Raw genomic sequence first — 23,003 nt, 5'->3', positions numbered from 1 at the left:
TCTATTTTCAACTAGATCAAAAGTAATTCATTTATTATTGAATAGAAAAACAAAAAGATTCTGTTTATATTTTAAGTGTAGAAAAATTACAAAAAAATAAATCAGATAAATCATTCAATCCAAATTGCTTGTGATTGTTTTTATTCAACCCAATAAAATCTATTTTAAAAAAATCTGGTTATCATTCTTGCGTATATCTAGAAAAAAAGGGAATCCTCAGATTCCCTTTTCATTATATCTTAACATAATACGTTTCTAAATTATCGGTATTAATTTTCTCTACACCTTGTTCTGTTTGGACTGCGACATTGATCACATGTAAGACATCTGCTTTTTCGTTCAGACTACAATTCCAAATTGTTCCGTCTGAAAGTACAATTTCTGAAAATAAAGAGACTGCACTTTTCTGATCATTGTAAACTAAACTTTCTTTTTTTAAAATTTTCTTTTCTTTTGTTTTTTTATCTACTTCAAAAAAGAGAATTTCATTTTCACTAATTTCAATAAACTCATCCGCATTAGTTGGATTTTCATTATTTACAGCTGTACTTGACCAAACGGGCTGGCTACCAGATTTTTTCCAGACACCTACTGCTAGATCTAGAATTTCTTTTCTTAAAAATTCACGAAGCGTGTCTACTTTTTTAATCGATTCCTGACCGATTTCATTCTCAGGCTTAATATTAGCAGCCAGTGAAAATAAATCGATAGCTTTAACAAAATCAGCTTTTTTGTAATAGGAAACAGCTAATTCATATTTACTTTTTTGAAACGCGTTTTTTTGATCATCCTGTCCGAAGATCTGAAGAGTAATCAAAAAAACAATTAGGGGGAATGTTTTTTTCATTAATTAATTTTGATTTGTTACTTTACAAACCTAATTTTTTTTTGAATAAACTTTCTTACTTTTTTATATATTTTAAATTATTTAAAATCAATCAAAATAAAAAAACGTCTATTTTTCATTGGAAAAGAAACGTTTTTTTTATTCTATGAATGAAATATAGTTATTTAGCCTGCCACTGATTATTTTTTGGAGTTGCATCCATAAAAATACCTCCATCCAATTCTACTAGTTTGATTTTTTTGGTACTTTTTAAAACAATTTTAGCTGTCTTCTGATTCTTTTCCCAAATTGCAGGTGTTTGGTGCAATGTCACTTTTGAGTTGTCAGTATAGGTTATGATTACATCAAAAGGAATCGCAAAACCTCCAATGTTTTCAACAGTAATACTTTTATTATCAGTAGCAACATTTTTAACTGCAATATCTAAGTAGTTATTTGTAAAAAACCAATTATTGAAAAACCAATTTAGATTTTTTCCTGCTGAGGTATTAAAAGAATTAAAATAATCCCACGGAATTGGATGTTTTCCATTCCAGGTATCCATATAATCGTGTAATGCTTTTTTAAACAAATCATCTCCCAACATATCTTTTAATGCCAAATAAGAAAGAGAAGCTTTTCCGTAAGAGTTATTTCCGTAACCAGCGCCTGAAACCTGAGTTGACATTGTGATAATAGGCTGATCTTGTTCTGAAGATCGGTCTGTTATATATTTTTTCACTCTGAATTCCTGATAAAATTTATCTGCAGCTTCTTTACCACGTTCGTCAATTCCGATTAAATATTCAAAAGTAGTTGCCCAGCCTTCGTCCATAAAAGCGTAACGCGTTTCGTTAATTCCCATATAAAAAGGGAAATAAGTATGCGCTACTTCATGATCTTGTACCAATTGTGCAAAAACCGGATCTCCCATTTCAGAATCATTACACATCATTGGATATTCCATATCTGCAAAACCCTGAAAAGCAGTCATTTTAGAAAACGGATACGGAACGCCTGGCCAATTATTTGAGAACCAATCCAGGGCATATTGATTATTTTTTACCGAATTAACAAAATCTTTCCCCTTAACATCATAAGCCGCTTGAACACTGGCGCGGCGATTTGTTTTCTTATCTACAACAACGCTACTGGCATCCCATAAATAATGATCACTTAAACCAAAACATACATCTGAAATATTTTTAGCCTCAAACTTCCAAACATTCCAGTCGTATTGTTTGGTTACGATTCCGCTTTTCATTTCCTGTTCATTGGCAATATGCAGAATTTCATCTGTTGTATAAGATTTCTTTAAACGAGTAGCAAAATCGGGTTGCAAAACCTCATCTGGATTCAACAAATCTCCTGTTGCATAAACGACATAATTTTTAGGCGCTTTAACCGAAAAAACATAGTCATTAAAATCATTATAAAATTCTTGACGATCTGTATGTGGCAACATATCCCAGCCGTTATAATCATCGTATACCGAAACTCTTGGATAACTGTAAGCTACAAAAAAAGTAGTTTCGTCAATTTGCCCTTCTCTCCCACTTTCTTTAGATAAAGGATAATTCCATTGAATATTTAAAGTTACTTTAGAATGTGGTGCAATTGCTTTTTTCAATTTTACAGTTCCCACAGTTCCCCATTTTCTGGCATTTTCCTTATAGACTTCATTTTCTATTTTTAATGAAGTGATGGTTAGTCCTTCACTTAAAAAATCGTCGTTTACTTCACTCTCACGAGGAGATGATGGTTTATGAAGATTGTTGACAAAACGAATAGCAAGATTTCTTAGCGTATCTTTACTATTGTTTTCATAAATGATGGTTTCTGTTCCGCTTACTATTTTTGTAGCAGGATCAACCGTAATTTCCATATTGTATTTTCCGCGATTCTGCCAATAGTTTTTTCCTGGTTTTCCATCTTTAGAACGAGTTTCTTTTATATAAGCTTCTTTTATATTTCTTGGCATATAAAGCTCCTGAGCAAAGATATTTTGAGTAAAAAGAACAAATGCGAGTACTGCAAATTGCAATATTTTCTTTTCCATAAGTAGATCTTAGGTATTATAAATTAATTTTTGATAACGTATTAGTGGATTTTTATCTACAAATGTTACAAATTTAGTTATTAATTGTTAATTGTTGATGGTTAATAGTTTTTGGTTGGTGGTGAAATGTAAAATACAAAAACCGTATGCAGATAATATTTTTCCGCAAAAACAAAAACTTAGAACCTTAGCATCTTAGCAACTCAGCCCCTTTAAAAGAAAAAACCGTCTGTCACCAAAAGCAACAGACGGTATCTACAAATAATATATAACTTTTGATTACTACAAAATATAATCAGTATTAATAAAATTCGATTCTTTGCTATTAAGCAATTCCTGCAGAATCTCGTTATTATAATCGATATCTTTTGAAGCTACAAACGTACGGATTGAGAAAGAACGCAAAGCATCTGGAATACTCAAAGTTCCTACAGCAGAATCTTTACGACCTGTAAAAGGGAAAGCATCCGGTCCTCTTTGACAAGAACTGTTGAGGTTTACTCTGCAAACTAAGTTCACCAAAGCATCAATAAGCGGAGCTAAAGTTTTAATATCTTTACCAAACAAACTTACTTGTTGTCCGTAGTTTGATTCTGCCATATCTTTCAAAGGCTCTTTAATATCTTTGAATGAAAGAACAGGAACCACAGGTCCGAATTGTTCTTCATGATACACTCGCATTTCTTTGTTTACTGGATATAAAACTGCTGGAAAAATATAATTATCAGTATGTTTTCCTCCTTTTTCATTGATGATTTTAGCTCCTTTAGAAGTGGCATCATCAATTAATCCCTGAATATAAGCTGGTTTTTCAGATTCTGGAAGCGGTGTTAAAGAAACTCCTTTTTCCCACGGATTTCCAAAAACTAAACTATCTACTTTTTCAGCAAAACGTTTATTGAATTCTTCTTTGATAGATTCGTGAACATACAATACTTTTAAAGCCGTACAACGTTGTCCGTTAAAAGATAAACTTCCTGTAATACATTCCTGAATAGCCAAATCTAAATCGGCATCTGGAAGAATAATCGCTGGATTTTTAGCTTCTAAACCTAAAATCAAACGCAATCTATTTTTGTTCGGGTGCTGATCTTGTAAAGCAATCGCCGATTTACTGTTTCCAATTAATGCCAAAACATCAATTTTTCCAGATTTCATAATTGGCGAAGCTACTTCACGACCTCTTCCATAAACAATATTGATTACTCCTTTTGGGAAACTGCTTCTAAAAGCTTCTAACAATGGCGAAATACATAAAACACCATGTTTAGCAGGTTTGAAGATTACAGTATTTCCCATAATCAAAGCAGGAATCAATAATGAAAAAGTTTCATTAAGTGGATAGTTGTATGGTCCAAGACACAAAACAACTCCAAGAGGCCCACGACGAATCATGGCATTTACACCTTGCACTTTTTCAAAGTGTGAACTACGACCGTTTAATTCTTTGTAACTAGCAATTGTATCGTAGATATATTCTACTGTTCTGTCGAATTCTTTTTGTGAATCTCCTAATGATTTTCCAATTTCCCACATCAAGTATTTTACTACCTCTTCGCGGGTTTCTTTCATTTCTTTCACAAAATTTTCCATGCTTTTAATACGGTCGGCTACTTTCATAGTTGGCCATAAACCTTGCCCCATATCGTATGCATTGGTCGCAGCTTCGACAACTTCTGCGGCTTCTTTTTCTCCCATAAAAGGAATAGATCCTAATAAAGTCGGCGAATATTTTTCTGTTGAAGAAATAGTTGAAAACACAGGTGTGGTTTGCCCTGTCCATTGTTTCAATTCTCCATTTACAAGATAAGTATCTTGATTTATCAGCGTATTAATCTGATATTCTTCTGGTATAAAGCTCATAGTTTGGTTATTTAATGGTCTGGTAATTCTATTTTCAAAAGAAAAAAGAGGCTTTTTTATGCCTCTTCTTCTTTTATGGTTGTACTGTTTCGCCTTCCCAATCCAGGATTCCTCCTAGCAGATTGTAAGCATTTTGTATACCCAATTCGTTCATAATCTGGCAAGCTTTTGCACTTCTTGCTCCAGAACGACAGTATACATAGTAATTTTTATTTTTGTCTAATTCTTCGATTTCGTAAATGAACCCCTGCCCTTTATTGATATCAATATTTAAAGCATTCTCAATGTAGCCGTCATTAAATTCGTCCTCAGTTCTTACGTCAAGTATAACTGCATTTTCGTCAGCTTCTAACTGAGCAACCCAATCTTCTTGTGATAAATTCATAATAAAATGTGTTTTTGTAAAATTACGACGTTTCTATATATAAAAAACGTACCAAATGCGATTTCGATTATTATTCTCAGAAAACGTTTTAGAGAAAGTATTATAATCAGTGAATTACAAATTTAGTTACTATTTTTAAAAATTCAGTCTACAAAATCGGTAGAAAATAGGATTTTTTCATTTACGTAAAATACATCTTAAATCTAGGATTCTGACAATTAATACCAAATCAAACTATTATCTTTGTAAACAATTATAATTTTTAATTCGATTTCGACAAAAATATCCGTCACGAATTACATCAATTTTCAATAAATCGTTGTGGTTCGAGTCAAAAAAAACTATAAAATGCAAAATTCACTAAAAACCATCTTTCCCAATTTCTCTAACGACCTTATTGCAACTATAGAAGAAAACGGAAGTCTGCAGGATTTTGAAGCGGGAACTATTTTAATGCGTACCGGACAATACATTAAAAACACAGCTTTAATTACCAAAGGCAAAATCAAGATCTATCGTCAGGGCGAAGATGGAGGCGAGTTTCTATTGTATTATTTACAGCCAGGCCAAGCTTGCGCAATTTCTATGATTTGTACTGCAAAAAGTGAGAAAAGCCAAATCATGGCCAAAGTAGTTGAAGATGTATCTGTCATGATGATTCCGCTACAATCTATGGACAAATGGATGATGGAACACAGAAGCTGGTACGAATTTGTAATTGAAACTTACAGAAGCCGTTTTGAAGAAGTACTGGAAGTTGTAGATAATATTGCGTTCCGTTCAATGGATGAACGATTGGAATTTTATTTAAAAAGACATTCTGATGCCTGTGGTTGTTCCGAAGTAAATTTATCACATCAGGAAATCGCAACCGAATTAAATACTTCTCGTGAAGTTGTTTCAAGATTGTTAAAAAAAATGGAACAACGCGGTCTAGTAAAACTTAATCGAAACCAAATTGAACTCATAAATTTTTAACCATTAAGATAGTAAGGCAATTAAGTTGGATCGCTTACTATTTCTTAATTTTTAAAAAGCATCATTAAGACAGTATAGCGTAATTAACTTACTATCTTAATGGTAAAAATTATTTCGATTCTGTGATAAATGTTACTGTAGGATTCTAATTTCCGAAGCACCTTTGCATCAAAATAAATGCAATGGAATATTTAGGCTTTTTTGCTTCAATCATAATCGGAATCACACTTGGCTTAATTGGTGGAGGCGGTTCCATTTTAACTATTCCTATTTTAGTTTATTTATTTAAAGTAAATCCAGATCAGGCTACTTCTTATTCTTTATTTATTGTTGGATTAACGGCTTTGTTTGGTAGTTTTAGCCATTATAAAATGGGAAATCTAAAACTAAAATCGGCTTTGTATTTTGCTGTTCCGTCTGTTATTTCTATTCTGATTATTCGCGAAGTAATATTTCCGCAAATTGCTAAAACCTTATTTTGTGTAGCATCCTATACGGTATCAAAAGATTTTCTGATTATGGTAATCTTTTCGATATTAATGATTACTGCTGCCATTTCTATGATTAAAAAAAATCAGCCTGCAATAAAAACTACGGAAACGAACTATTTACAATTAAGCATCATTGGCTTTTTAGTTGGAATTGTAACGGGATTTCTTGGAGCTGGAGGCGGATTTCTGATTATTCCTGCATTACTTTTCTTTGCCAATTTGCCAATGAAACAAGCTGTTGGAACTTCATTATTAATTATCACTATTAATTCATCAATAGGTTTTGTCGGAGATTTATATATCGGAACGCCTATTAATTATACTTTTCTTTTAAGCGTCTCAGCTATGGCTCTAATCGGAATGTTGATTGGAAGCCAGCTTTCTAAAAAAATAGATGGCGCAAAGTTAAAACCACTTTTTGGGTGGTTTGTACTTGTAATGGGATTTTACATCATTACTAAAGAACTTTTCTTTTAGAATTTAATGTTCTCACAGATCGTGTTGATCTTTGTAGATTTTAAATATTTTGAATTTAGTTTTACTTGTAGAGTAATCTTTGTCAAAGTTTTACACTTTGACAAAGATGAAACTAAAATTGAGATTGTATTCCCTCAAATTTCTCCAAACCTAGTTTTGTAACGACTGAGCTCAATCTCTGTTATGTTCAAAAGTCTTTCTAGTAATTGGATTTTATCTTCATACAGCTCCTTCAAAACCGAAGTACTATCTGTATTAATCATTATACTTCCGTTGTTATTTCCAGTTATTTTACTGTTATTATTGTTGTAATTGGTAAAATATTTATCGTAATCGAAACTAATTATATCTTCTACAGTGACATCTAAAATTCTTCCTATTTCGCAGAGTTTTTCATAACTAAGGGAAGTTTTGCCTTTTTCAATTTTGCTGTAACCCGCCTGAGTTACGCCTAATCTTTCTGCCATGTATTCCTGAGTATAATTTTTTAACTCTCTAATGTTTCTAATCTTGTTTTTAATTGTTGCGGCCATAATTTTTTTGAATTGGGGTCATGCATAGTTAAAACAGCCAACTGCTAATTTTTTTTAGCAGCATAACTACACTTCTATTTTTGGGAAATCTAAAGCTACTTTATAATTGGGAATTTATGAAGTAACATGACGTTAATTTTTTTCTTTATTGATAAATAACCGTCTATCTAAATTGCTTTTGTAAAAAAATTCACAAAGAACAATATAAAACGTAAACATTTCTGACTTAAGCGGTTCTTTTAATTTTTCTCTCAAACTGAAGCTCTTGATAATGATCAATCTGTCTACGAATTACAAAACGATCTTTTACTTCGATTTTAGTTCTTATTTCCTTTTGATAAATATCTTTAACAATAATAAAATAAACAAACTCTTCGTCGTTTTTAAATCGAATTGAAATAATTAGAGTATAACATAAAAGTGTCGGAATGATATAATACAAATCCATTATATCAGAAAAAACCATGCAGTAATAAGCCACTGCGGTAACGGCAATAAAAGCACCGTTTTCAAGAAAATACTTTTTCTTTTTTTTTAGCAGACCAAGTTTCTTTATCTCATCAAAATGGTACTGCCAATTCTTAGATTTGTAACGAAATCTAATCTTGTCTGGAAAAATTGTTAAAGGCATAATAAATTGTAGGTAAAAATGATTTAAGCTCTCTTAGTAAAAATCAATTTCTAAAAATTCTTAGGGGGAGAAAATCTTAGATACGCAATATTAACGATTAACTCTTTTTTTTTCCTACAATAAAAATTATAGAATATAACTATTGGTTGTAATTAAATCCTAAATAAACAATTTTGCTAATAAAATGGGCTTATTAAGGACATTATATCTTTTGATTCTTTCAAAAATCAAAAGAAAAATCTGTTTATTAACTTTTTTATTGTCATTGTCTAATTTTAACTTTAAAATCTTTTTGATTCAAACAAAAATACATCTTTAAGTTTTGAATTTCCTTCAGCTTTAGCTCAAGGTAAACAAATCTACATAAAAAAAGCTTTAGCCAAACTACACTATTTTGGCTAAAGCCTAATTCTCTTGAACAAAAAACCTCCAGTTAAAACTGGAGGCAATTCATTTTCAAACTTATTAAATTCTAAATTTCAATTATTTGTATCTTACTATTTTCAAAATATTTTATTATTTCTAAATAATTATTCTCCTTTTTTTCATGAACATCTTCTATTTGTCCAGGATAAAAATCAATCCATCTATTATGATCCCTATACAACTTTGTCCTTCTAATAGAGTTAGAATTCTTCTGCTGACAGATGGAATAAAAACTTTTTGAATTTCAAGATTACTTTCATTAAACAAAGTAATAATCAATTTCAGATCTTCCAGATTATAACAAACATTTCCAACTAAAACATCCTTATTTAATTTGATTATTTCCTGAACTAAGTATTTAAATTTAATTTGATAGTTATCTACAAGCATATCATAATTACATTTTTCGATTATAGTATTAATACTAGCTTTGTAAAAACCAGAAAAATCATCAAAAACTTTGTCACCTATCTCTAAATCAATCGTTAAAAATACATTCATCACATTTAATTTAGATTCTTAATGCTCTCCATACCCAATATCATCCATTTTCCCACTGAAAACACGATATTGAATAATAAAGTAAATAATAACTAGAAACAACGCCACAAAAAACCAGCTTAAACCAGCATTTAATCCGTATTCGTGAGCTGCAGTATTATAAATAGTCAAAGACGGATTTACGCTATTGGTTGAAGGCAGAACATTCGGAAAAATTGAAACCGCTGTTGAAGCAAATCCTCCAACTAAAAACAAAGTCGAAAAAATAAACCCTTGACCGTCTTTTTTAAAGGAACGAACTTTAAATAATCCGGCAATTCCAACAAAAGTCATTAATGGAAAAAACCAAAGAATCGGATTTTCAACAAAATTGTGAAATGGTTTGGGCTCGATAAAATGCCAAATTCCTAATGAAATAAAAACCAAAACGAGCAAAACAAAATTCAGTTTAAAAACTACATTTTTCAACTTCGGATTTAGCGCCGAATTTGTTTTATAAATAATCCAGTTTGCGCCGTGAATCGTCAGCGCGACAACACTCACAATTCCTAAGAAAAGTGTAAACCAATCAATAATCCCCAATTCATTTGCCTGCGGACTAAAAGTTGGATTCCACAAAGGCAGAAAGAAAAAATGCGGTTCTTGTGTTGAAACACCATTTTGAACCATTCCGAGATTGACACCACGAACGATATTTCCTAAAGCAATTCCGAAAAACAAAGCCAAAAGTAAACTTGCAATTCCGAAAGCCTTATCCCAAATCGCTTCCCACATATGATTGTGTACTTGTCCGCGCATTTCTAATCCGATTGCACGAAAAATCAGAAGCCATAAAATCATAATCAAAGGCAGATAAAATCCGCTGAAAGAAGAAGCATACAAAGTAGGGAAAGCAAAAAACAAAACACCTCCTGCTGCAATCAACCAAACTTCATTAGCATCCCAAAACGGACCAATTGCATTTGTAATTGCTTTTTTATCTTTTTCTGTATCGGCAAAAAATAAATGAATAATTCCTGCACCAAAATCATAGCCGTCTAAAACCAGATAAACCGCTAGAATTCCCATTAAAACTACGTACCAAAAAAATTCCATATTTATATTTTTTCTGTTGAAAGTTCCACATGATGCGGTCCCTTATTGATAATTTTTCCAATCAAAAGCAAAAACAATACTCCAAGTAAAAGGTATAAACCGATAAAACCAAGTAATGTAAATAACGTATTTCCTGAAGAAACCGTTGGTGAAGCTCCTGATGCTGTTCGCAACAAATTATAAACCAACCAAGGTTGTCTTCCTAATTCTGCCGTGTACCAGCCAGTTGTATTCGCAATGTACGGAAACGGCATCATGAACATCAATGACCATAAAATCCATTTGGTTTCAAACAGTTTCCCTCTTATTAATTGAAAAAGAGCCAACATCATTAAACCAATAAAAACAGTTCCTAATCCAACCATAATATGATACGCGTAATACAAACCTGAAATATTAGTTGGATGCAAATCTTCTTCAAACTGATCTAAACCTTTAATTTCCTGATCCCAATTTCCGTAAGTCAGGAAACTCAAAATGTTAGGAACGGCAATTTTATTATCTAGCTTTTTATCTTTTACATCGGGTTGACCAATTAAGACAATTTCTGAGCCTCTTTTCTCTGTATGAAAAATCCCTTCCATTCCAGCAAAAGTTACAGGTTGGTATTTAACCACATTTTTAGCTAGCAAATCTCCTGTCGGAACTGCAACTACAATACTTGAAATCAATCCGAAGATTACTCCTGTTTTCAAGAACAGTTTCCCGAAAGAAACATTCTTTTTACTTAAAATATAAAAAGCTCCAATTCCGGCAACAACAAAAGAACTTGTTACCATAGAAGCCGCCTGATTGTGCAAATAAGAAGGCCAAAGCCACGGATTTAAAAATAAAGCCTGAAAATTATTCAGAACAAATTTTCCGTTTTCTAAAATTTCATAACCAACCGGATTCTGCATCCAAGAATGTGTTGCGATGATTAAAAATCCGCTGGCCCAAGAACCAATCATAATTAATAATCCGGTTACAAAATGCCATTTATGTCCGAGAAGTTTTTCTCCAAATAAAAATAATCCGAGGAAAGAAGATTCGAGGAAAAAAGAAAACATTCCTTCCATAGCCAGAGTTTGACCAATGATTCCTCCTGTTAATTCAGAGAACTTTGCCCAGTTGGTTCCAAACTGAAACTCCATCGGAATTCCGGTGACAACACCCATTGCAAAATTAAGGGCGAATATCTTCATCCAGAAATGGGTGGCATGATTGTAGTGTTCGTCTTGAGTTTTTAGATATTTCCACTTGAAGTAAACAATGATGAGCGAAAGTCCCATTGTAAGTTGTGGAAAAAGATAATGAAAAGTAATGGTGAACGCGAACTGCATTCGGTCATAAAAGAGCATTTCTTCCATAAGTGGTAATTTGTTTATGAAGTTCCACAAATTTAACCATTAGAACCCGAATTAACGCCCTTTAAAAAAAGTTTATCGCCTGATATTTGTTAAACTTTTCAACAATTAAAAGATAGAAATGAAACTAGTCATTTTTCTTTGATTTACGACCAGTTTGTCATTTCGACGAAGGAGAAATCTCCGTAAGAAGCTCTACAAAGATTGACGATTTACTTTGCGGAGTTACTTGCGGAGATTTCTCCTTCGTCGAAATGACAAGATTGTGGATAATAATCGTTTTATAGAGCAAAAAAACTACTTCTCTAAAATCCCTTTTTCAACACTTTCATTAATCAAACCTTCAGCATAATTCCAGATTGATTTCGAACCTTCTTTTATAACACTTTTCTTTTCGTAGACTTTATCATATTTCACTCCAAATTCCTTCCAAGTTCCGCCGTTGTTGGATGTATTTTGTAATAAAGGCTCTAAACGATCCATTGATTTTGCGAATTTAGCCTCTTTGGTTTCCCCTGCTTCAAATTCTTCCCAAATTGAAATAAATTCTTCGGCTTGATTTTTCGGCAATAAACCGAAAATTCTGTTTGCTGCTAATCGTTCTTCATCGGTATTCGAATGATTTTTTACGGTATCATAAATAAAAACATCTCCCGCATCAATTTCAACAATATCATGAATCAAGACCATTTTCACGACTTTCAAAACATCAATCGATTCATTGGAATGTTCGGCGAGAACAATGGCCATAAGAGCCAGATGCCAACTATGCTCTGCATCATTTTCGCATCTGTCACTATTAAACAGTTTTGTTTTGCGCTGAATGTATTTTACTTTATCAATTTCTTTTATAAAAGCGATCTGATCTAATAAATTTTGTGTGTTCATTTTATTTTTATTTTGAAATGACATTCGTCATATGCAAAATTAAAGCTTAAAGCGTAATTGCTCAACTTTAAATTTAATTTATCTCAATCAAATATGACAAACTCCACATTTTTTTACAAAAAAACCTAATTTCTGTAACATTAGTCACCCAATTTATTGAAAAACAAACTTACCTTTGTATCCCATCATTTTACAATACCCTATCATGAAAATAGAGCAAATTTACACCGGATGCCTTGCGCAAGGTGCATATTATATCACTTCAAATGGCGAAGCGGCCATTATTGATCCGCTTAGAGAAACGCAACCTTATTTAGATCGTTTGGAACGCGATGGCGTGAAATTGAAATATATTTTTGAAACGCATTTCCATGCTGATTTCGTTTCTGGACACGTTGATTTAAGTAAAGAAACTGGAGCACCAATCGTTTACGGACCAAATGCAGCTTGCGAATTTGACTGCATTTCTGCAAAAGACGGTCAGGAATTTAAACTTGGAAACATCACTATTAAAGTATTACACACTCCAGGTCATACAATGGAAAGTACTACTTTTTTATTAATCGATGAAAATGGAAAAGATCATGCGATTTTCTCTGGAGATACTTTATTCATTGGAGATGTTGGTCGCCCTGATTTAGCTCAAAAAGCAGCTGGAATGACACAAGATCAATTGGCTGGAATTTTATTTCATTCTTTAAGAGATAAAATTATGACGCTTGCTGATGATGTAATCGTTTATCCGGCTCACGGTGCGGGAAGCGCTTGCGGAAAAAACATGAGTAAAGAAACGGTTTCAACAATCGGAAACCAAAAAGCGACTAATTACGCATTACGTGCTAATATGACCGAAGAAGAATTCATCAAAGAAGTAACGGATGGATTATTGCCTCCTCCAGCCTATTTCAGTATGAACGTTGCCATGAACAAACAAGGTTACGAAAGTTTTGAAACTGTTTTACACAACGGAATGAAATCAATAAGTGCAAAAGAATTTGAAGCAATTGCAGAAGAAACTGGTGCTTTAATTTTAGATACAAGAAGCGCTGCCGATTTCAGCAAAGGATTTATTCCACAATCTATTAATATCGGAATCAATGGTGATTTTGCTCCTTGGGTTGGAACTTTAATTGCTAACGTAAAACAACCGATTATTTTGGTTACAACAGTTGGAATGGAAGAAGAAACCGTAACTCGTTTAAGCCGTGTTGGTTTTGATACCATTATTGGACATTTAGAAGGTGGATTTGAAGCTTGGCAAAAAGCTGGTTTCGAAACAGATTCTGTTAACCGAATTACAGCAGAACAATTTGCAAGCGAAGCAGACATTCAAAAAGACAAAATTATCGATATCCGTAAAGAGACGGAATATGCTGCAGAACATATAGAAGATGCTTACAGTAAACCTTTAGCCTATATTAATGACTGGGTAAAAGACATTAATCCAAATGAACATTTTTATTTGCATTGCGCAGGAGGTTATAGAAGTATGATTGCTGCTTCTATTCTTCAAGCAAGAGGTTTTAGAAATTTCTCTGAAGTTGAAGGTGGTTTTGGAGCAATTTCAAAAACGAATATCCCAAAATCTGATTTTGTTTGCCAGAGTAAGGTTTTGAAAGCATAAATATAAGTTTCACCATTAAGGCATTAAGTTAATTAAGTTGGAATGCTTAATTTTTCTTAACCCTTTTGAAAAGTTTCATTAAGTTAGATTGGCTTAATTTTCTTAATATCTTAATGGTTAAAAAACAAAACACTTAATTTTAATTATGAGCATATTAGAAATTATAAGAGAACCTTGGCCTTGGTACGTTGCAGGTCCGTTAATTGGATTAACTGTTCCAATTTTATTAATTATTGGAAATAAATCTTTTGGAATTAGTTCGTCATTGCGTCATATTTGTGCCGCTTGTATTCCTTCTAATATTTCGTTTTTCAAATACGATTGGAAGAAAGAAAGCTGGAATTTATTTTTCGTTTTAGGAATTTTCTTTGGTGGTGCTATTGCGGCCTATTTATTATCCAATCCAAATCCAGTGGAAATTGCTCCAGAACTTTCAGAACAATTAGCTGGTTATGGAATTACAGATCATACTGGTTTAGTTCCTGCGCAATTATTTTCTTGGGAAAGTCTATTGACGCTTCGCGGATTTATTATGATGGTTGTCGGTGGATTTTTAGTTGGTTTTGGAACTCGTTATGCAGGCGGATGCACCAGCGGACACGCGATAATGGGATTATCAAATTTACAATGGCCTTCATTGGTCGCTACAATCTGTTTTATGATTGGTGGTTTTGTAATGTCACTTCTGATTCTACCTTATATTCTTTCACTTTAAAATTTTAAAAATGAGTTTAGAAAATAAAAATATCGACGGCGAAGGAATCAATGCAAGTCAGAAAAAAGAAAATGCATTAGCAAATCTTAAATATTTAATCGTTGGAATCTTTTTCGGAATTGTATTCGTAAAAGCTGAAATCATCAGCTGGTTTCGCATTCAGGAAATGTTTCATCTTGAATCATTCCACATGTATGGCGTAATTGGTTGCGCAGTTGCTGTTGGATTAATTTCAGTTCAATTGATTAAAAAATTCAACATCAAAACTCTAGATGGCGAAAAAATCGAAATTCAGCCAAAGACTTTCAGTAAAGGACAAATCTACGGCGGACTGATGTTTGGTTTTGGATGGGCAATTACGGGAGCTTGTCCTGGTCCTCTTTTCGCTCAAATTGGTACTGGAGCAACTGTAATTGTTGTGACTTTGGTTAGTGCAATAGCCGGAACTTGGGTTTATGGTTTAATTAAAGATAAATTGCCACATTAATAAATTTGTTTCAAGTTTTATTTGTTTCAAGTTTCAGGTTGATATACTTTGAGCATAATTTAAACGCAAAGCACACAAAGACATACGCAAAGTTCGCAAAGTTTTATTTCAAAGCTTTGCGAACTTTGCGCTTTATAAAAGTCTTATTTGTAAAAAACCTTGCGCCCTTTGCGTTTAAATTATGTTCAAAGTTAATCAACTTGAAACCTGAAACTTTAAACAAAAAACAACTTGATTTTTTTCTTCATCAATTTTTAATTTCATTTCGTTAAGTTTGCTTTAAACAACATTTCCCAAAATAAACACCAAGAATAAAGAATGAATCGCTCCGAACAATTATCCAAACTACAAAACACCAAAAATTGGGACGTAATAATAATTGGCGGAGGAGCAAGCGGACTTGGAACTGCTGTGGATACTGCAAGTCGTGGTTACAAAACTGTTTTATTTGAAGCTGTAGATTTTGCAAAAGGAACTTCGAGCAGAAGTACCAAATTGGTTCATGGTGGTGTGCGTTATTTGGAACAGGGAAATGTGCATTTAGTGAGAGAAGCATTAAAAGAAAGAGGATTATTAGCTCAAAATGCTGCACATTTAGTCAAAAATCAATCTTTTGTTATTCCGAATTACCATTGGTTAAGCGGTTATATTTATACCATCGGATTAAAAGTTTACGATTTACTGTCGGGTTGTTTGAGTTTAGGAAGTTCCAAATATCTTTCAAAAAAAAGAACTATTGAACTGCTTCCAAACGTAGAAGAAAATGGTTTAGTAAATGGCGTAATCTATCATGATGGCCAATTTGATGATTCTCGTTTAGCACTTAATCTTGCTCAAACGGCTGTAGAAAACGGAGCTTGTCTTTTGAATTATGTAAAAGTTGTCAATTTATTGAAAGACGAAAAAAATCAAATTATTGGTGTTCAGGTTCAAGATCAAGAAAGCGGAATTAAATATAATGTAAAAGGTACGGCCGTAGTTAATGCCACAGGCGTTTTTACAAATGCGATCATGAAATTGAATGATAACGTTTATAAAAAATACATTGTTCCGAGTCAGGGAATTCATTTGGTATTTGATAAATCTTTCCTTCCAGGAGAAAACGCCTTAATGATTCCGAAAACAAAAGACGGAAGAGTTTTATTTGCGGTTCCGTGGCACAATCGTATTGTAGTTGGAACTACTGATACTTTAATCAAAAAACAAAGTTTAGAACCCATTGCCTTAGAAAGCGAAATTCAATTTGTTTTGGAAACTGCTCAACGTTTTCTAGCCAAGAAACCAACAAGAGCCGATGTACTTTCCGTTTTTGCAGGTTTGCGCCCGTTGGCGGCTCCGAAAGAAGAAGGCAAAAGCACTAAAGAAGTTTCTAGAAGTCATAAAATTATAGTTTCAGAAACTGGTTTGATTACGATTACTGGCGGAAAATGGACAACGTATCGAAAAATTGCAGAGGATATTATTGATAAAGCAATCAAAACTGGTAAGCTTCCTAAAAAAGATTGTAAAACAGAACATCTTTCCATCCATGGAAATCAACCAACTACTTCTTTAAATAGAGAAAATCACCTTTATATATATGGTTCTGATATTCCGAAAATAATGGAATTACAAGAAAGCGAACCTGAATTAAAAGAAAAACTTCACCCAAATCACGAATTTACAATGTCAGAAGTCGTTTGGGCTATTCGTTATGAAATGGCTAGAACAGTTGATGATATTTTGGCAAGACGTGTTAGACTATTATTTTTAGATGCAAGAGCTGCAATTGAAGTTTCGGAGAAAACAGCAAGAGTAATAGCCAAAGAATTAGGACACGATGAAGCTTGGATACAGGCAGAAATTACAAATTTCAAGCAAATTGCAAAGGGTTTTCTTCTACCAGAATTTCAATAAACCATAAATTCAGTTGATTTTGAGCCTTTTCTACTTTTTAATTGTCTTACAAAAAGTCATTCCCCGAATATTTAGAAATCAAAATTGCCACTCGACTTTAAAAAAACATTAATTAACAATATATCAATACGTTATATTCAAAAATTACTTTAATTTTAATATCAGAAAACTACTCTTTTAGTTCTTTCAAATAGCACGCTTAATCATATTAACAAAAAATTAACACAACACTTGTATATACAACTATTAAAAGTTCTACATTTGTATATACAAATTATACACTTACGACTATGACAATTGAAGAAGTTATTAAGAGTACGGTTAAGATGGATAATGCGAAAAAAGTTATTCTGAATATCATGTACACGCAAAATGTGATTCAGGATCATTTCAACGAGTTGATCAAACCGTATGATTTATCTGGAGAACAGTATAATGTGTTACGTATACTAAGAGGACAAAAAGGAAAGCCTGCTAATATGTGCGTGATACAAGAGCGAATGCTTGCTAAAACGAGCAATACAACACGTTTGGTAGACAAATTATTATTGAAGGATTTTGTTACACGAAATGTTTGTCCCGATAATCGAAGAAAAATTGAAGTTTCGATTACACAAAAAGGACTAGACGTTTTAAAAGAATTAGATCCAAAGATAGATGAGCATGAAAGCGCATTTGCAAATAATTTAAAACCAGAAGAATTAGTTTTCTTAAATCAATTATTAGAAAAATATAGAACCAACAAATAAAATAATAAATATTATGAGCAATTTCGTAGAAAATCAAAATTGGCGTTACGCAACCAAACAATTTGATGCTTCAAAAAAAATATCAGATGCAGATTTCAACACTTTAAAAGAAGCAGTTAGATTAAGCGCATCTTCTTACGGATTACAACCTTACAAAGTAATCATTGTTGAAAATCCAGCTTTAAGAGAAGAATTAAAAGCAGCAGCATGGGGACAAACTCAAATCACAGATGCTTCTCACCTATTTATTTTTGCCAACGACTTAAATCTTGATGCGACTTCTGTTGACAAATATATAGAAAACATCAGCGAAGTAAGAGGTGTTCCTGTTGATGCTTTAGGTGGATACAGCGACATGATGAAAGGTGTAATCGCAAATTTATCTGCAGAAGCAAAACACATCTGGACTGCAAAACAAACTTATTTAGCTTTAGGAAACTTATTAAATGCAGCTGCTGAATTAAAAATCGACGCAACTCCAATGGAAGGTTTTAATGCTGCAAAATTCAACGAAATCTTAGGTTTCGACAAATTAGGTTTAAATGCTTCAGTAATTGCAACAGTTGGTTACAGACACGAAGAGGACAAATCTCAACACAGTAAAAAAGTTAGAAAATCAAACGAAGAATTATTTATCACACTATAATTATTTATTAATCAAATTCAAATTTTAATTTTAAAAACATGAAAAATTTAAAAACAATTGCAATAGCATTATTCGTAGCAGTAGCTGGAATCTCAGTAAACGCTCAAACTAAAAAAATCGACGTAAAAGCATCTACTATTAAATGGGTAGGTAAAAAAGTAACTGGAGAGCACTCGGGAACTGTAAACTTTAAAGAAGGTTCTTTAGTTTTCAAAGGAAAAAAATTAGCTGGTGGTAGCTTCACTGTTGACATGACTTCATTAACTGCTACAGATTTAACTGGAGAATACCAAGGAAAATTAAACGGTCACTTAAAAGCTGACGATTTCTTCGGAACTGACAAATTCCCAACTTCAAAATTAGTTTTCAAAACTATCGGTGCAAAATCTGCTGACGTTTACACTGTAACTGCAGATTTAACGATCAAAGGAATTACTAAACCAGTAACTTTTGATATCACTGTAAAAGGAAACACTGCTACAACTGCTTTCAAAGTTGACAGAACTAAATACGATATTAAATACGGTTCAGGTAGCTTCTTCGACGGTTTAGGAGACAAAACTATCAATGACGAATTTGAATTAGCAGTAGCTTTAAAATTCTAATTTTTAGACTTACTAATTCATAAAATATACAAAACCCCGAAAGTTTAAAACTTTCGGGGTTTCTTTTTTTATATACTTTTCACAACCTTAACATTCTTAATAGTATAATAACGCTTTCGTAATAAGCATCGGGACTTTGATTAACATTCGGCTTCTATTTTTGGGGAAATTAAAAAAATCAAAAACTAGAAATTAAAATCATAGTTATGAAAACAAAATTACTTATTTCTTCTATTACATTCATTATCAGCTTTTTCGTACACGCCCAACAACAACCAAAAGGAATTACAGGAAATTCAAACTGGATGGCCAACTGGACCAACTTCAAACCATCTGCTAATGACTATAACGAAGCAACCAATATAATTGCCGGAACAATTGATAAAGATACTCGTTTACTAAAGCGTAATACTTACCATTTAGTTGGCGTTGTGTATGTTACTAATAATGCAACTTTAACTATTGAACCTGGAACTGTCATTAGAGGTGATGATAAAACCTGTGGAACTCTTGTCATTACTAGTGGCGCAAAAATTATAGCTGAAGGTCTTGAAACAGATCCAATTATTTTTACATCAGAAAAAGAAATAAACAACAGAAAACCAGGTGACTGGGGTGGAATTATCGTTTGTGGAAAAGCACCAATTAATACTTTAGGTGGTATTCATACTTTACCTTTTGACTTAGAGGCTAATTTAAATCATTATGGAGGTCAGGATCCAGAAGATAATTCTGGAATTTTAAAATATGTTAGAATTGAATATGCTGGAAGAAAATTAAGCGCTTCAAAAGAATTAAACGGACTTTCTCTTGCAGGTGTTGGAAGAAAAACAATCGTGAGTAATATCCAAATCAGTTTTTCAAACGATGACTCTTTCGAATGTTATGGTGGAGATTTGAATATGAGTAATTTAGTTTCATTTAGAACAACTGATGATGATTTTGATTTTACACAAGGTGCTCAAATTAACCTAACTAATAGTATTGCAGTACGTCACCCGTATTCTTCTGATATTTCAGGTTCTAGATGTTTTGAGGTTGACTCTTATGAAAAAGTTGCCAATACTGATATGACCAAAAAAATGACCAAAATCAATGCAAGCAATATTACTTTGGTTAATTTGGAAGAAAATAATCAAGGCTTAGTTAGAGAATCTATTTACGTTAAAGAAAATACCTTTTTCAACTTAACTAATAGCGTAGTTTCAGGATTTGAACCTTTTGTTTTACTAGAAGGAAATATTGGAAATGGAGAAGCTAATTTATCTAAAATCGCTTTTAAAAATGTAGTAGTGAATAACTGTAAAGGTGAAATTGAAAGCGAATCTGCAAGCAACACTCCTGGAATAAAAAACTATTATAATAATCCTGCAAACGGGATAGATTTTACCAAAATGAAGCTTAGTGAGCTGTTTACATTTCCAAATATTAAAGGAAATCCAGATTTTAGATTAAATATAAACAATACGATAGCGATTGGAAACTAAAGAGTTAGTATACTTGTATTGAATAAAATTTAACAAATTTCATAATTTCGAAAAGATTTTTTTTAAATTTTATATACTTCAATTCAAATTACATTTATATCTTTGTCACATCAAAATAAAGAAATGAGAACAATATTAAACAATACTTGGTGGTGGAGTAATTTACGTCAGACGTCGTGAACGAAGCTTCCTATGGTATTGTTAAAACTATAAATTTAAAGGGCTTGTCATCACGACAAGCCCTTTTTTTTGATCAAAACTGAAAAACAAATTAACGAACAACATAAAACTATATATTTTGAAACCTTTTATTCTTAATACACATTACAAACAAATTCTGGCAGATACGGTTACTCCAGTTAGTATTTATTTCAAAATCCGAGATAAATTTCCAAACAGTTTATTATTGGAAAGTAGTGATTATCACGGAAATGACAACAGTTTCTCTTATATCTGCTGTAACCCGATCGCTACAATTAAAATCGAAAATGAAGTAATTTCAAAAACTTTTCCAGACGGAACTTCTGAAAAAATTGCAATTGATAATTCGACGAATATTCCCCAGGTAATACAGGAATTTTCAAGTCAGTTTAAATCAGAAAAAAACGATTTTAAATTCATAAATAACGGTTTATTCGGATATATTTCTTACGATGCTGTTCGTTATTTCGAAAAAGTTTCAATTGCTAAAAAAGACAATGCTACTTCAATTCCAGATGTTTTTTATGCTGTTTACCAAAACATTATTGCCATTAATCACTTTAAAAACGAGGCTTATATTTTCTGCCACAGTTTAGACGGAAAAAACAATATTGCAGAAATCGAGCAATTATTACAATCAAGAAATATTGCTTCTTATAAATTTTCTAAAGAAGGTGAAGGTTTCTCAAACTTAACCGATGAAGAATTTAAAGCTAATGTAGCTTTAGCTAAAAAGCACTGCTACCGCGGAGACGTTTTCCAATTAGTACTTTCTCGTCGATTTACTCAAGGTTTCAAAGGTGACGAATTTAATGTGTATAGAGCTTTAAGAAGCATCAACCCTTCTCCGTATTTATTCTTTTTTGATTATGGAGATTTCAAAATATTCGGTTCTTCGCCAGAAGCACAAATTATCGTAAAAGATAGAAAAGCCGAAATTCACCCAATTGCTGGAACTTTCAAAAGAACTGGAAATGACGAACGTGACGCGCTTTTAGCAAAAGAACTTTCGGAAGATAAAAAAGAAAACAGCGAACACGTTATGTTGGTTGATTTAGCAAGAAATGATTTAAGTAGAAACGGACATGATGTAAACGTAGAAAAATATAGAGAAGTTCAGTTTTTCTCTCACGTAATTCACTTGGTTTCGAAAGTTACAGGACATTTACACGAAAAAGCCACTACGATGCAAGTTGTTGCAGATACTTTTCCAGCAGGAACTTTGAGTGGTGCGCCAAAACACAGAGCGATGCAATTAATTGAAGACTGCGAAAAAACAAATCGTAATTTTTACGGAGGTGCCATCGGAGTTATGGATTTTGACGGAAACTTTAATCACGCCATTATGATTCGAACTTTCCTTTCTAAAAACCATCAATTGCACTGTCAAGCTGGAGCTGGAATCGTAGCAAGTTCTGATGAAGAAAGCGAAATGCAGGAAGTTTATAATAAGTTAAGAGCATTGAATACTGCGCTGGAAATGGCAGAAAACATTTAGTCGCCAGTCACAGTTTTTAGTCACAGACTTGAAACCTGAAACTTGAAACAATTAACAAACAAACTATAAAACCATGAAAAGAGCAGTATCTATTTTAGTTTTAATAATTACGCTGACTTCTTGTAATTCAGAAAAGAAGAATCAGATTGAAGGAACCTGGCGTCTTATATCGGCTGAAACGACAGAGAAAGATTCTACGTTTTCGACTTTCAATTCAAAAACAAAAATGATTAAAATTATAAATGATACACATTTTGCTTTTTTGAACCATGATTTAAAAAACGGAAAAGATTCAACAGCAGCATTGTATTTTGCAGGAGGCGGAAAATATACTTTGAAAGACAGTATTTACACAGAAAATCTAGAGTATTTCAACAACCGCGATTGGGAAAACAGCAAATTTGAATTTGTAGTGAAAGTCCAAAACGACACTTTAATTCAAAAAGGAGTAGAAAAAGTAGAAAAATTAGGCGTAGATCGAGTTATCATCGAAAAATACGTTCGAGAGAAATAATAAAAAAATTAGTTGCCAGTCTCAGTCTAAGTTTTAAGTAAAAAACTCAGCATCTTAGAACCTTAGCAACTTAGCACCTTAA

At 32.6% G+C, this 23,003-nt stretch carries 22 protein-coding genes; 12 read left to right on the top strand and 10 right to left on the bottom strand.

Features of this window, described 5'->3' with window-relative positions; translation table 11 throughout:
* Positions 1–232: 232 nt before the first annotated feature.
* From NQQ59_RS16065 to NQQ59_RS16050, 4 genes are all read right to left on the bottom strand, one after another.
* On the bottom strand, positions 233–847 hold the full coding sequence (locus NQQ59_RS16065; protein WP_144218593.1) for a tetratricopeptide repeat protein: 615 nt from the start codon (positions 845–847) through the stop codon (positions 233–235).
* 160 nt (positions 848–1,007) lie between these two features.
* On the bottom strand, positions 1,008–2,885 hold the full coding sequence (locus NQQ59_RS16060) for a M1 family metallopeptidase (protein WP_144218591.1): 1,878 nt from the start codon (positions 2,883–2,885) through the stop codon (positions 1,008–1,010).
* A 282-nt stretch (positions 2,886–3,167) separates the two neighbouring features.
* Complete coding sequence (locus tag NQQ59_RS16055; protein WP_144218589.1) at positions 3,168–4,748, bottom strand: NADP-dependent glyceraldehyde-3-phosphate dehydrogenase; 1,581 nt, start codon at positions 4,746–4,748, stop codon at positions 3,168–3,170.
* Between the two features lie 73 nt (positions 4,749–4,821).
* On the bottom strand, positions 4,822–5,133 hold the full coding sequence (locus tag NQQ59_RS16050; RefSeq protein WP_091491996.1) for a rhodanese-like domain-containing protein: 312 nt from the start codon (positions 5,131–5,133) through the stop codon (positions 4,822–4,824).
* Positions 5,134–5,481: 348 nt separating this feature from the next.
* Here NQQ59_RS16050 and NQQ59_RS16045 point away from each other — a divergent pair, with 348 nt between their 5' ends.
* Both NQQ59_RS16045 and NQQ59_RS16040 read left to right on the top strand, forming a co-directional pair.
* On the top strand, positions 5,482–6,111 hold the full coding sequence (locus NQQ59_RS16045) for a Crp/Fnr family transcriptional regulator (protein ID WP_144218587.1): 630 nt from the start codon (positions 5,482–5,484) through the stop codon (positions 6,109–6,111).
* Positions 6,112–6,293: 182 nt separating this feature from the next.
* Entirely contained in the window at positions 6,294–7,079 is a 786-nt protein-coding gene (locus tag NQQ59_RS16040; protein ID WP_144218585.1) for a sulfite exporter TauE/SafE family protein, read from the top strand.
* Positions 7,080–7,213: 134 nt separating this feature from the next.
* On the opposite strand, the gene NQQ59_RS16035 is transcribed toward NQQ59_RS16040, so the two are convergent.
* The 6 genes from NQQ59_RS16035 to NQQ59_RS16010 all read right to left on the bottom strand — a co-directional run bounded on the left by NQQ59_RS16035 (position 7,214) and on the right by NQQ59_RS16010 (position 12,499).
* A complete protein-coding gene (locus NQQ59_RS16035; RefSeq protein WP_144218583.1) occupies positions 7,214–7,612 on the bottom strand; it encodes a helix-turn-helix transcriptional regulator in 399 nt (132 codons plus the stop codon).
* Positions 7,613–7,838: 226 nt separating this feature from the next.
* A complete protein-coding gene (locus NQQ59_RS16030; RefSeq protein ID WP_144218581.1) occupies positions 7,839–8,243 on the bottom strand; it encodes a hypothetical protein in 405 nt (134 codons plus the stop codon).
* A gap of 558 nt (positions 8,244–8,801) precedes the next feature.
* A complete protein-coding gene (locus NQQ59_RS16025) occupies positions 8,802–9,170 on the bottom strand; it encodes a hypothetical protein (RefSeq protein WP_144218579.1) in 369 nt (122 codons plus the stop codon).
* An 18-nt stretch (positions 9,171–9,188) separates the two neighbouring features.
* Complete coding sequence (gene cydB / locus NQQ59_RS16020) at positions 9,189–10,265, bottom strand: cytochrome d ubiquinol oxidase subunit II (protein WP_144218577.1); 1,077 nt, start codon at positions 10,263–10,265, stop codon at positions 9,189–9,191.
* A 2-nt stretch (positions 10,266–10,267) separates the two neighbouring features.
* Complete coding sequence (locus tag NQQ59_RS16015; RefSeq protein WP_144218575.1) at positions 10,268–11,614, bottom strand: cytochrome ubiquinol oxidase subunit I; 1,347 nt, start codon at positions 11,612–11,614, stop codon at positions 10,268–10,270.
* A gap of 294 nt (positions 11,615–11,908) precedes the next feature.
* Positions 11,909–12,499 (bottom strand): HD domain-containing protein, encoded by a 591-nt coding sequence (locus tag NQQ59_RS16010; protein WP_144218573.1) that lies wholly within the window; start codon positions 12,497–12,499, stop codon positions 11,909–11,911.
* Between the two features lie 205 nt (positions 12,500–12,704).
* On the opposite strand from NQQ59_RS16010, the gene NQQ59_RS16005 reads away from it, so the two are divergent.
* The 10 genes from NQQ59_RS16005 (at position 12,705) to NQQ59_RS15960 (ending at position 22,921) form a co-directional block, all read left to right on the top strand.
* Complete coding sequence (locus NQQ59_RS16005) at positions 12,705–14,123, top strand: MBL fold metallo-hydrolase (RefSeq protein ID WP_144218571.1); 1,419 nt, start codon at positions 12,705–12,707, stop codon at positions 14,121–14,123.
* Between the two features lie 145 nt (positions 14,124–14,268).
* The gene (locus NQQ59_RS16000) at positions 14,269–14,838 is read left to right on the top strand and encodes a YeeE/YedE family protein (RefSeq protein ID WP_307777150.1); all 570 of its coding nucleotides are present in this window, start codon (positions 14,269–14,271) and stop codon (positions 14,836–14,838) included.
* A gap of 10 nt (positions 14,839–14,848) precedes the next feature.
* Entirely contained in the window at positions 14,849–15,325 is a 477-nt protein-coding gene (locus tag NQQ59_RS15995; RefSeq protein ID WP_144218568.1) for a DUF6691 family protein, read from the top strand.
* A gap of 318 nt (positions 15,326–15,643) precedes the next feature.
* Entirely contained in the window at positions 15,644–17,221 is a 1,578-nt protein-coding gene (locus NQQ59_RS15990; protein WP_144218566.1) for a glycerol-3-phosphate dehydrogenase/oxidase, read from the top strand.
* 290 nt (positions 17,222–17,511) lie between these two features.
* Positions 17,512–17,970 (top strand): MarR family winged helix-turn-helix transcriptional regulator, encoded by a 459-nt coding sequence (locus tag NQQ59_RS15985; RefSeq protein ID WP_144218563.1) that lies wholly within the window; start codon positions 17,512–17,514, stop codon positions 17,968–17,970.
* Between the two features lie 13 nt (positions 17,971–17,983).
* Positions 17,984–18,616, top strand: a complete 633-nt coding sequence (locus tag NQQ59_RS15980) for an NAD(P)H-dependent oxidoreductase (RefSeq protein ID WP_144218561.1) — start codon at positions 17,984–17,986, stop codon at positions 18,614–18,616.
* A gap of 38 nt (positions 18,617–18,654) precedes the next feature.
* Positions 18,655–19,221, top strand: coding sequence for a YceI family protein (locus NQQ59_RS15975; protein ID WP_144218559.1), 567 nt, complete (start codon positions 18,655–18,657; stop codon positions 19,219–19,221).
* A gap of 206 nt (positions 19,222–19,427) precedes the next feature.
* Positions 19,428–20,708: a hypothetical protein gene (locus NQQ59_RS15970; protein ID WP_144218557.1), complete on the top strand. Its 1,281-nt coding sequence runs from the start codon at positions 19,428–19,430 to the stop codon at positions 20,706–20,708.
* 298 nt (positions 20,709–21,006) lie between these two features.
* On the top strand, positions 21,007–22,407 hold the full coding sequence (locus tag NQQ59_RS15965; protein WP_144218555.1) for an anthranilate synthase component I family protein: 1,401 nt from the start codon (positions 21,007–21,009) through the stop codon (positions 22,405–22,407).
* Positions 22,408–22,480: 73 nt separating this feature from the next.
* On the top strand, positions 22,481–22,921 hold the full coding sequence (locus NQQ59_RS15960) for a hypothetical protein (protein WP_144218553.1): 441 nt from the start codon (positions 22,481–22,483) through the stop codon (positions 22,919–22,921).
* Positions 22,922–23,003: the final 82 nt, after the last annotated feature.

Origin of the sequence: Flavobacterium panacis (genome assembly GCF_024649945.1) — a bacterium.
Taxonomy (GTDB): domain Bacteria; phylum Bacteroidota; class Bacteroidia; order Flavobacteriales; family Flavobacteriaceae; genus Flavobacterium; species Flavobacterium panacis.
The sequence above is the reverse complement of the archived record's forward strand: the minus strand, read 5'-3'. Positions and strand labels throughout refer to the sequence as shown.

Bases quoted from the DNA above. Each gene is read 5' to 3' on its own strand.
- NQQ59_RS16065 (WP_144218593.1), bottom strand. From the start codon at position 847: ATGAAAAAAACATTCCCCCTAATTGTTTTTTTGATTACTCTTCAGATC.
- NQQ59_RS16060 (WP_144218591.1), bottom strand. From the start codon at position 2,885: ATGGAAAAGAAAATATTGCAATTTGCAGTACTCGCATTTGTTCTTTTT.
- NQQ59_RS16055 (WP_144218589.1), bottom strand. From the start codon at position 4,748: ATGAGCTTTATACCAGAAGAATATCAGATTAATACGCTGATAAATCAA.
- NQQ59_RS16050 (WP_091491996.1), bottom strand. From the start codon at position 5,133: ATGAATTTATCACAAGAAGATTGGGTTGCTCAGTTAGAAGCTGACGAA.
- NQQ59_RS16045 (WP_144218587.1), top strand. From the start codon at position 5,482: ATGCAAAATTCACTAAAAACCATCTTTCCCAATTTCTCTAACGACCTT.
- NQQ59_RS16040 (WP_144218585.1), top strand. From the start codon at position 6,294: ATGGAATATTTAGGCTTTTTTGCTTCAATCATAATCGGAATCACACTT.
- NQQ59_RS16035 (WP_144218583.1), bottom strand. From the start codon at position 7,612: ATGGCCGCAACAATTAAAAACAAGATTAGAAACATTAGAGAGTTAAAA.
- NQQ59_RS16030 (WP_144218581.1), bottom strand. From the start codon at position 8,243: ATGCCTTTAACAATTTTTCCAGACAAGATTAGATTTCGTTACAAATCT.
- NQQ59_RS16025 (WP_144218579.1), bottom strand. From the start codon at position 9,170: ATGAATGTATTTTTAACGATTGATTTAGAGATAGGTGACAAAGTTTTT.
- cydB (WP_144218577.1), bottom strand. From the start codon at position 10,265: ATGGAATTTTTTTGGTACGTAGTTTTAATGGGAATTCTAGCGGTTTAT.
- NQQ59_RS16015 (WP_144218575.1), bottom strand. From the start codon at position 11,614: ATGGAAGAAATGCTCTTTTATGACCGAATGCAGTTCGCGTTCACCATT.
- NQQ59_RS16010 (WP_144218573.1), bottom strand. From the start codon at position 12,499: ATGAACACACAAAATTTATTAGATCAGATCGCTTTTATAAAAGAAATT.
- NQQ59_RS16005 (WP_144218571.1), top strand. From the start codon at position 12,705: ATGAAAATAGAGCAAATTTACACCGGATGCCTTGCGCAAGGTGCATAT.
- NQQ59_RS16000 (WP_307777150.1), top strand. From the start codon at position 14,269: ATGAGCATATTAGAAATTATAAGAGAACCTTGGCCTTGGTACGTTGCA.
- NQQ59_RS15995 (WP_144218568.1), top strand. From the start codon at position 14,849: ATGAGTTTAGAAAATAAAAATATCGACGGCGAAGGAATCAATGCAAGT.
- NQQ59_RS15990 (WP_144218566.1), top strand. From the start codon at position 15,644: ATGAATCGCTCCGAACAATTATCCAAACTACAAAACACCAAAAATTGG.
- NQQ59_RS15985 (WP_144218563.1), top strand. From the start codon at position 17,512: ATGACAATTGAAGAAGTTATTAAGAGTACGGTTAAGATGGATAATGCG.
- NQQ59_RS15980 (WP_144218561.1), top strand. From the start codon at position 17,984: ATGAGCAATTTCGTAGAAAATCAAAATTGGCGTTACGCAACCAAACAA.
- NQQ59_RS15975 (WP_144218559.1), top strand. From the start codon at position 18,655: ATGAAAAATTTAAAAACAATTGCAATAGCATTATTCGTAGCAGTAGCT.
- NQQ59_RS15970 (WP_144218557.1), top strand. From the start codon at position 19,428: ATGAAAACAAAATTACTTATTTCTTCTATTACATTCATTATCAGCTTT.
- NQQ59_RS15960 (WP_144218553.1), top strand. From the start codon at position 22,481: ATGAAAAGAGCAGTATCTATTTTAGTTTTAATAATTACGCTGACTTCT.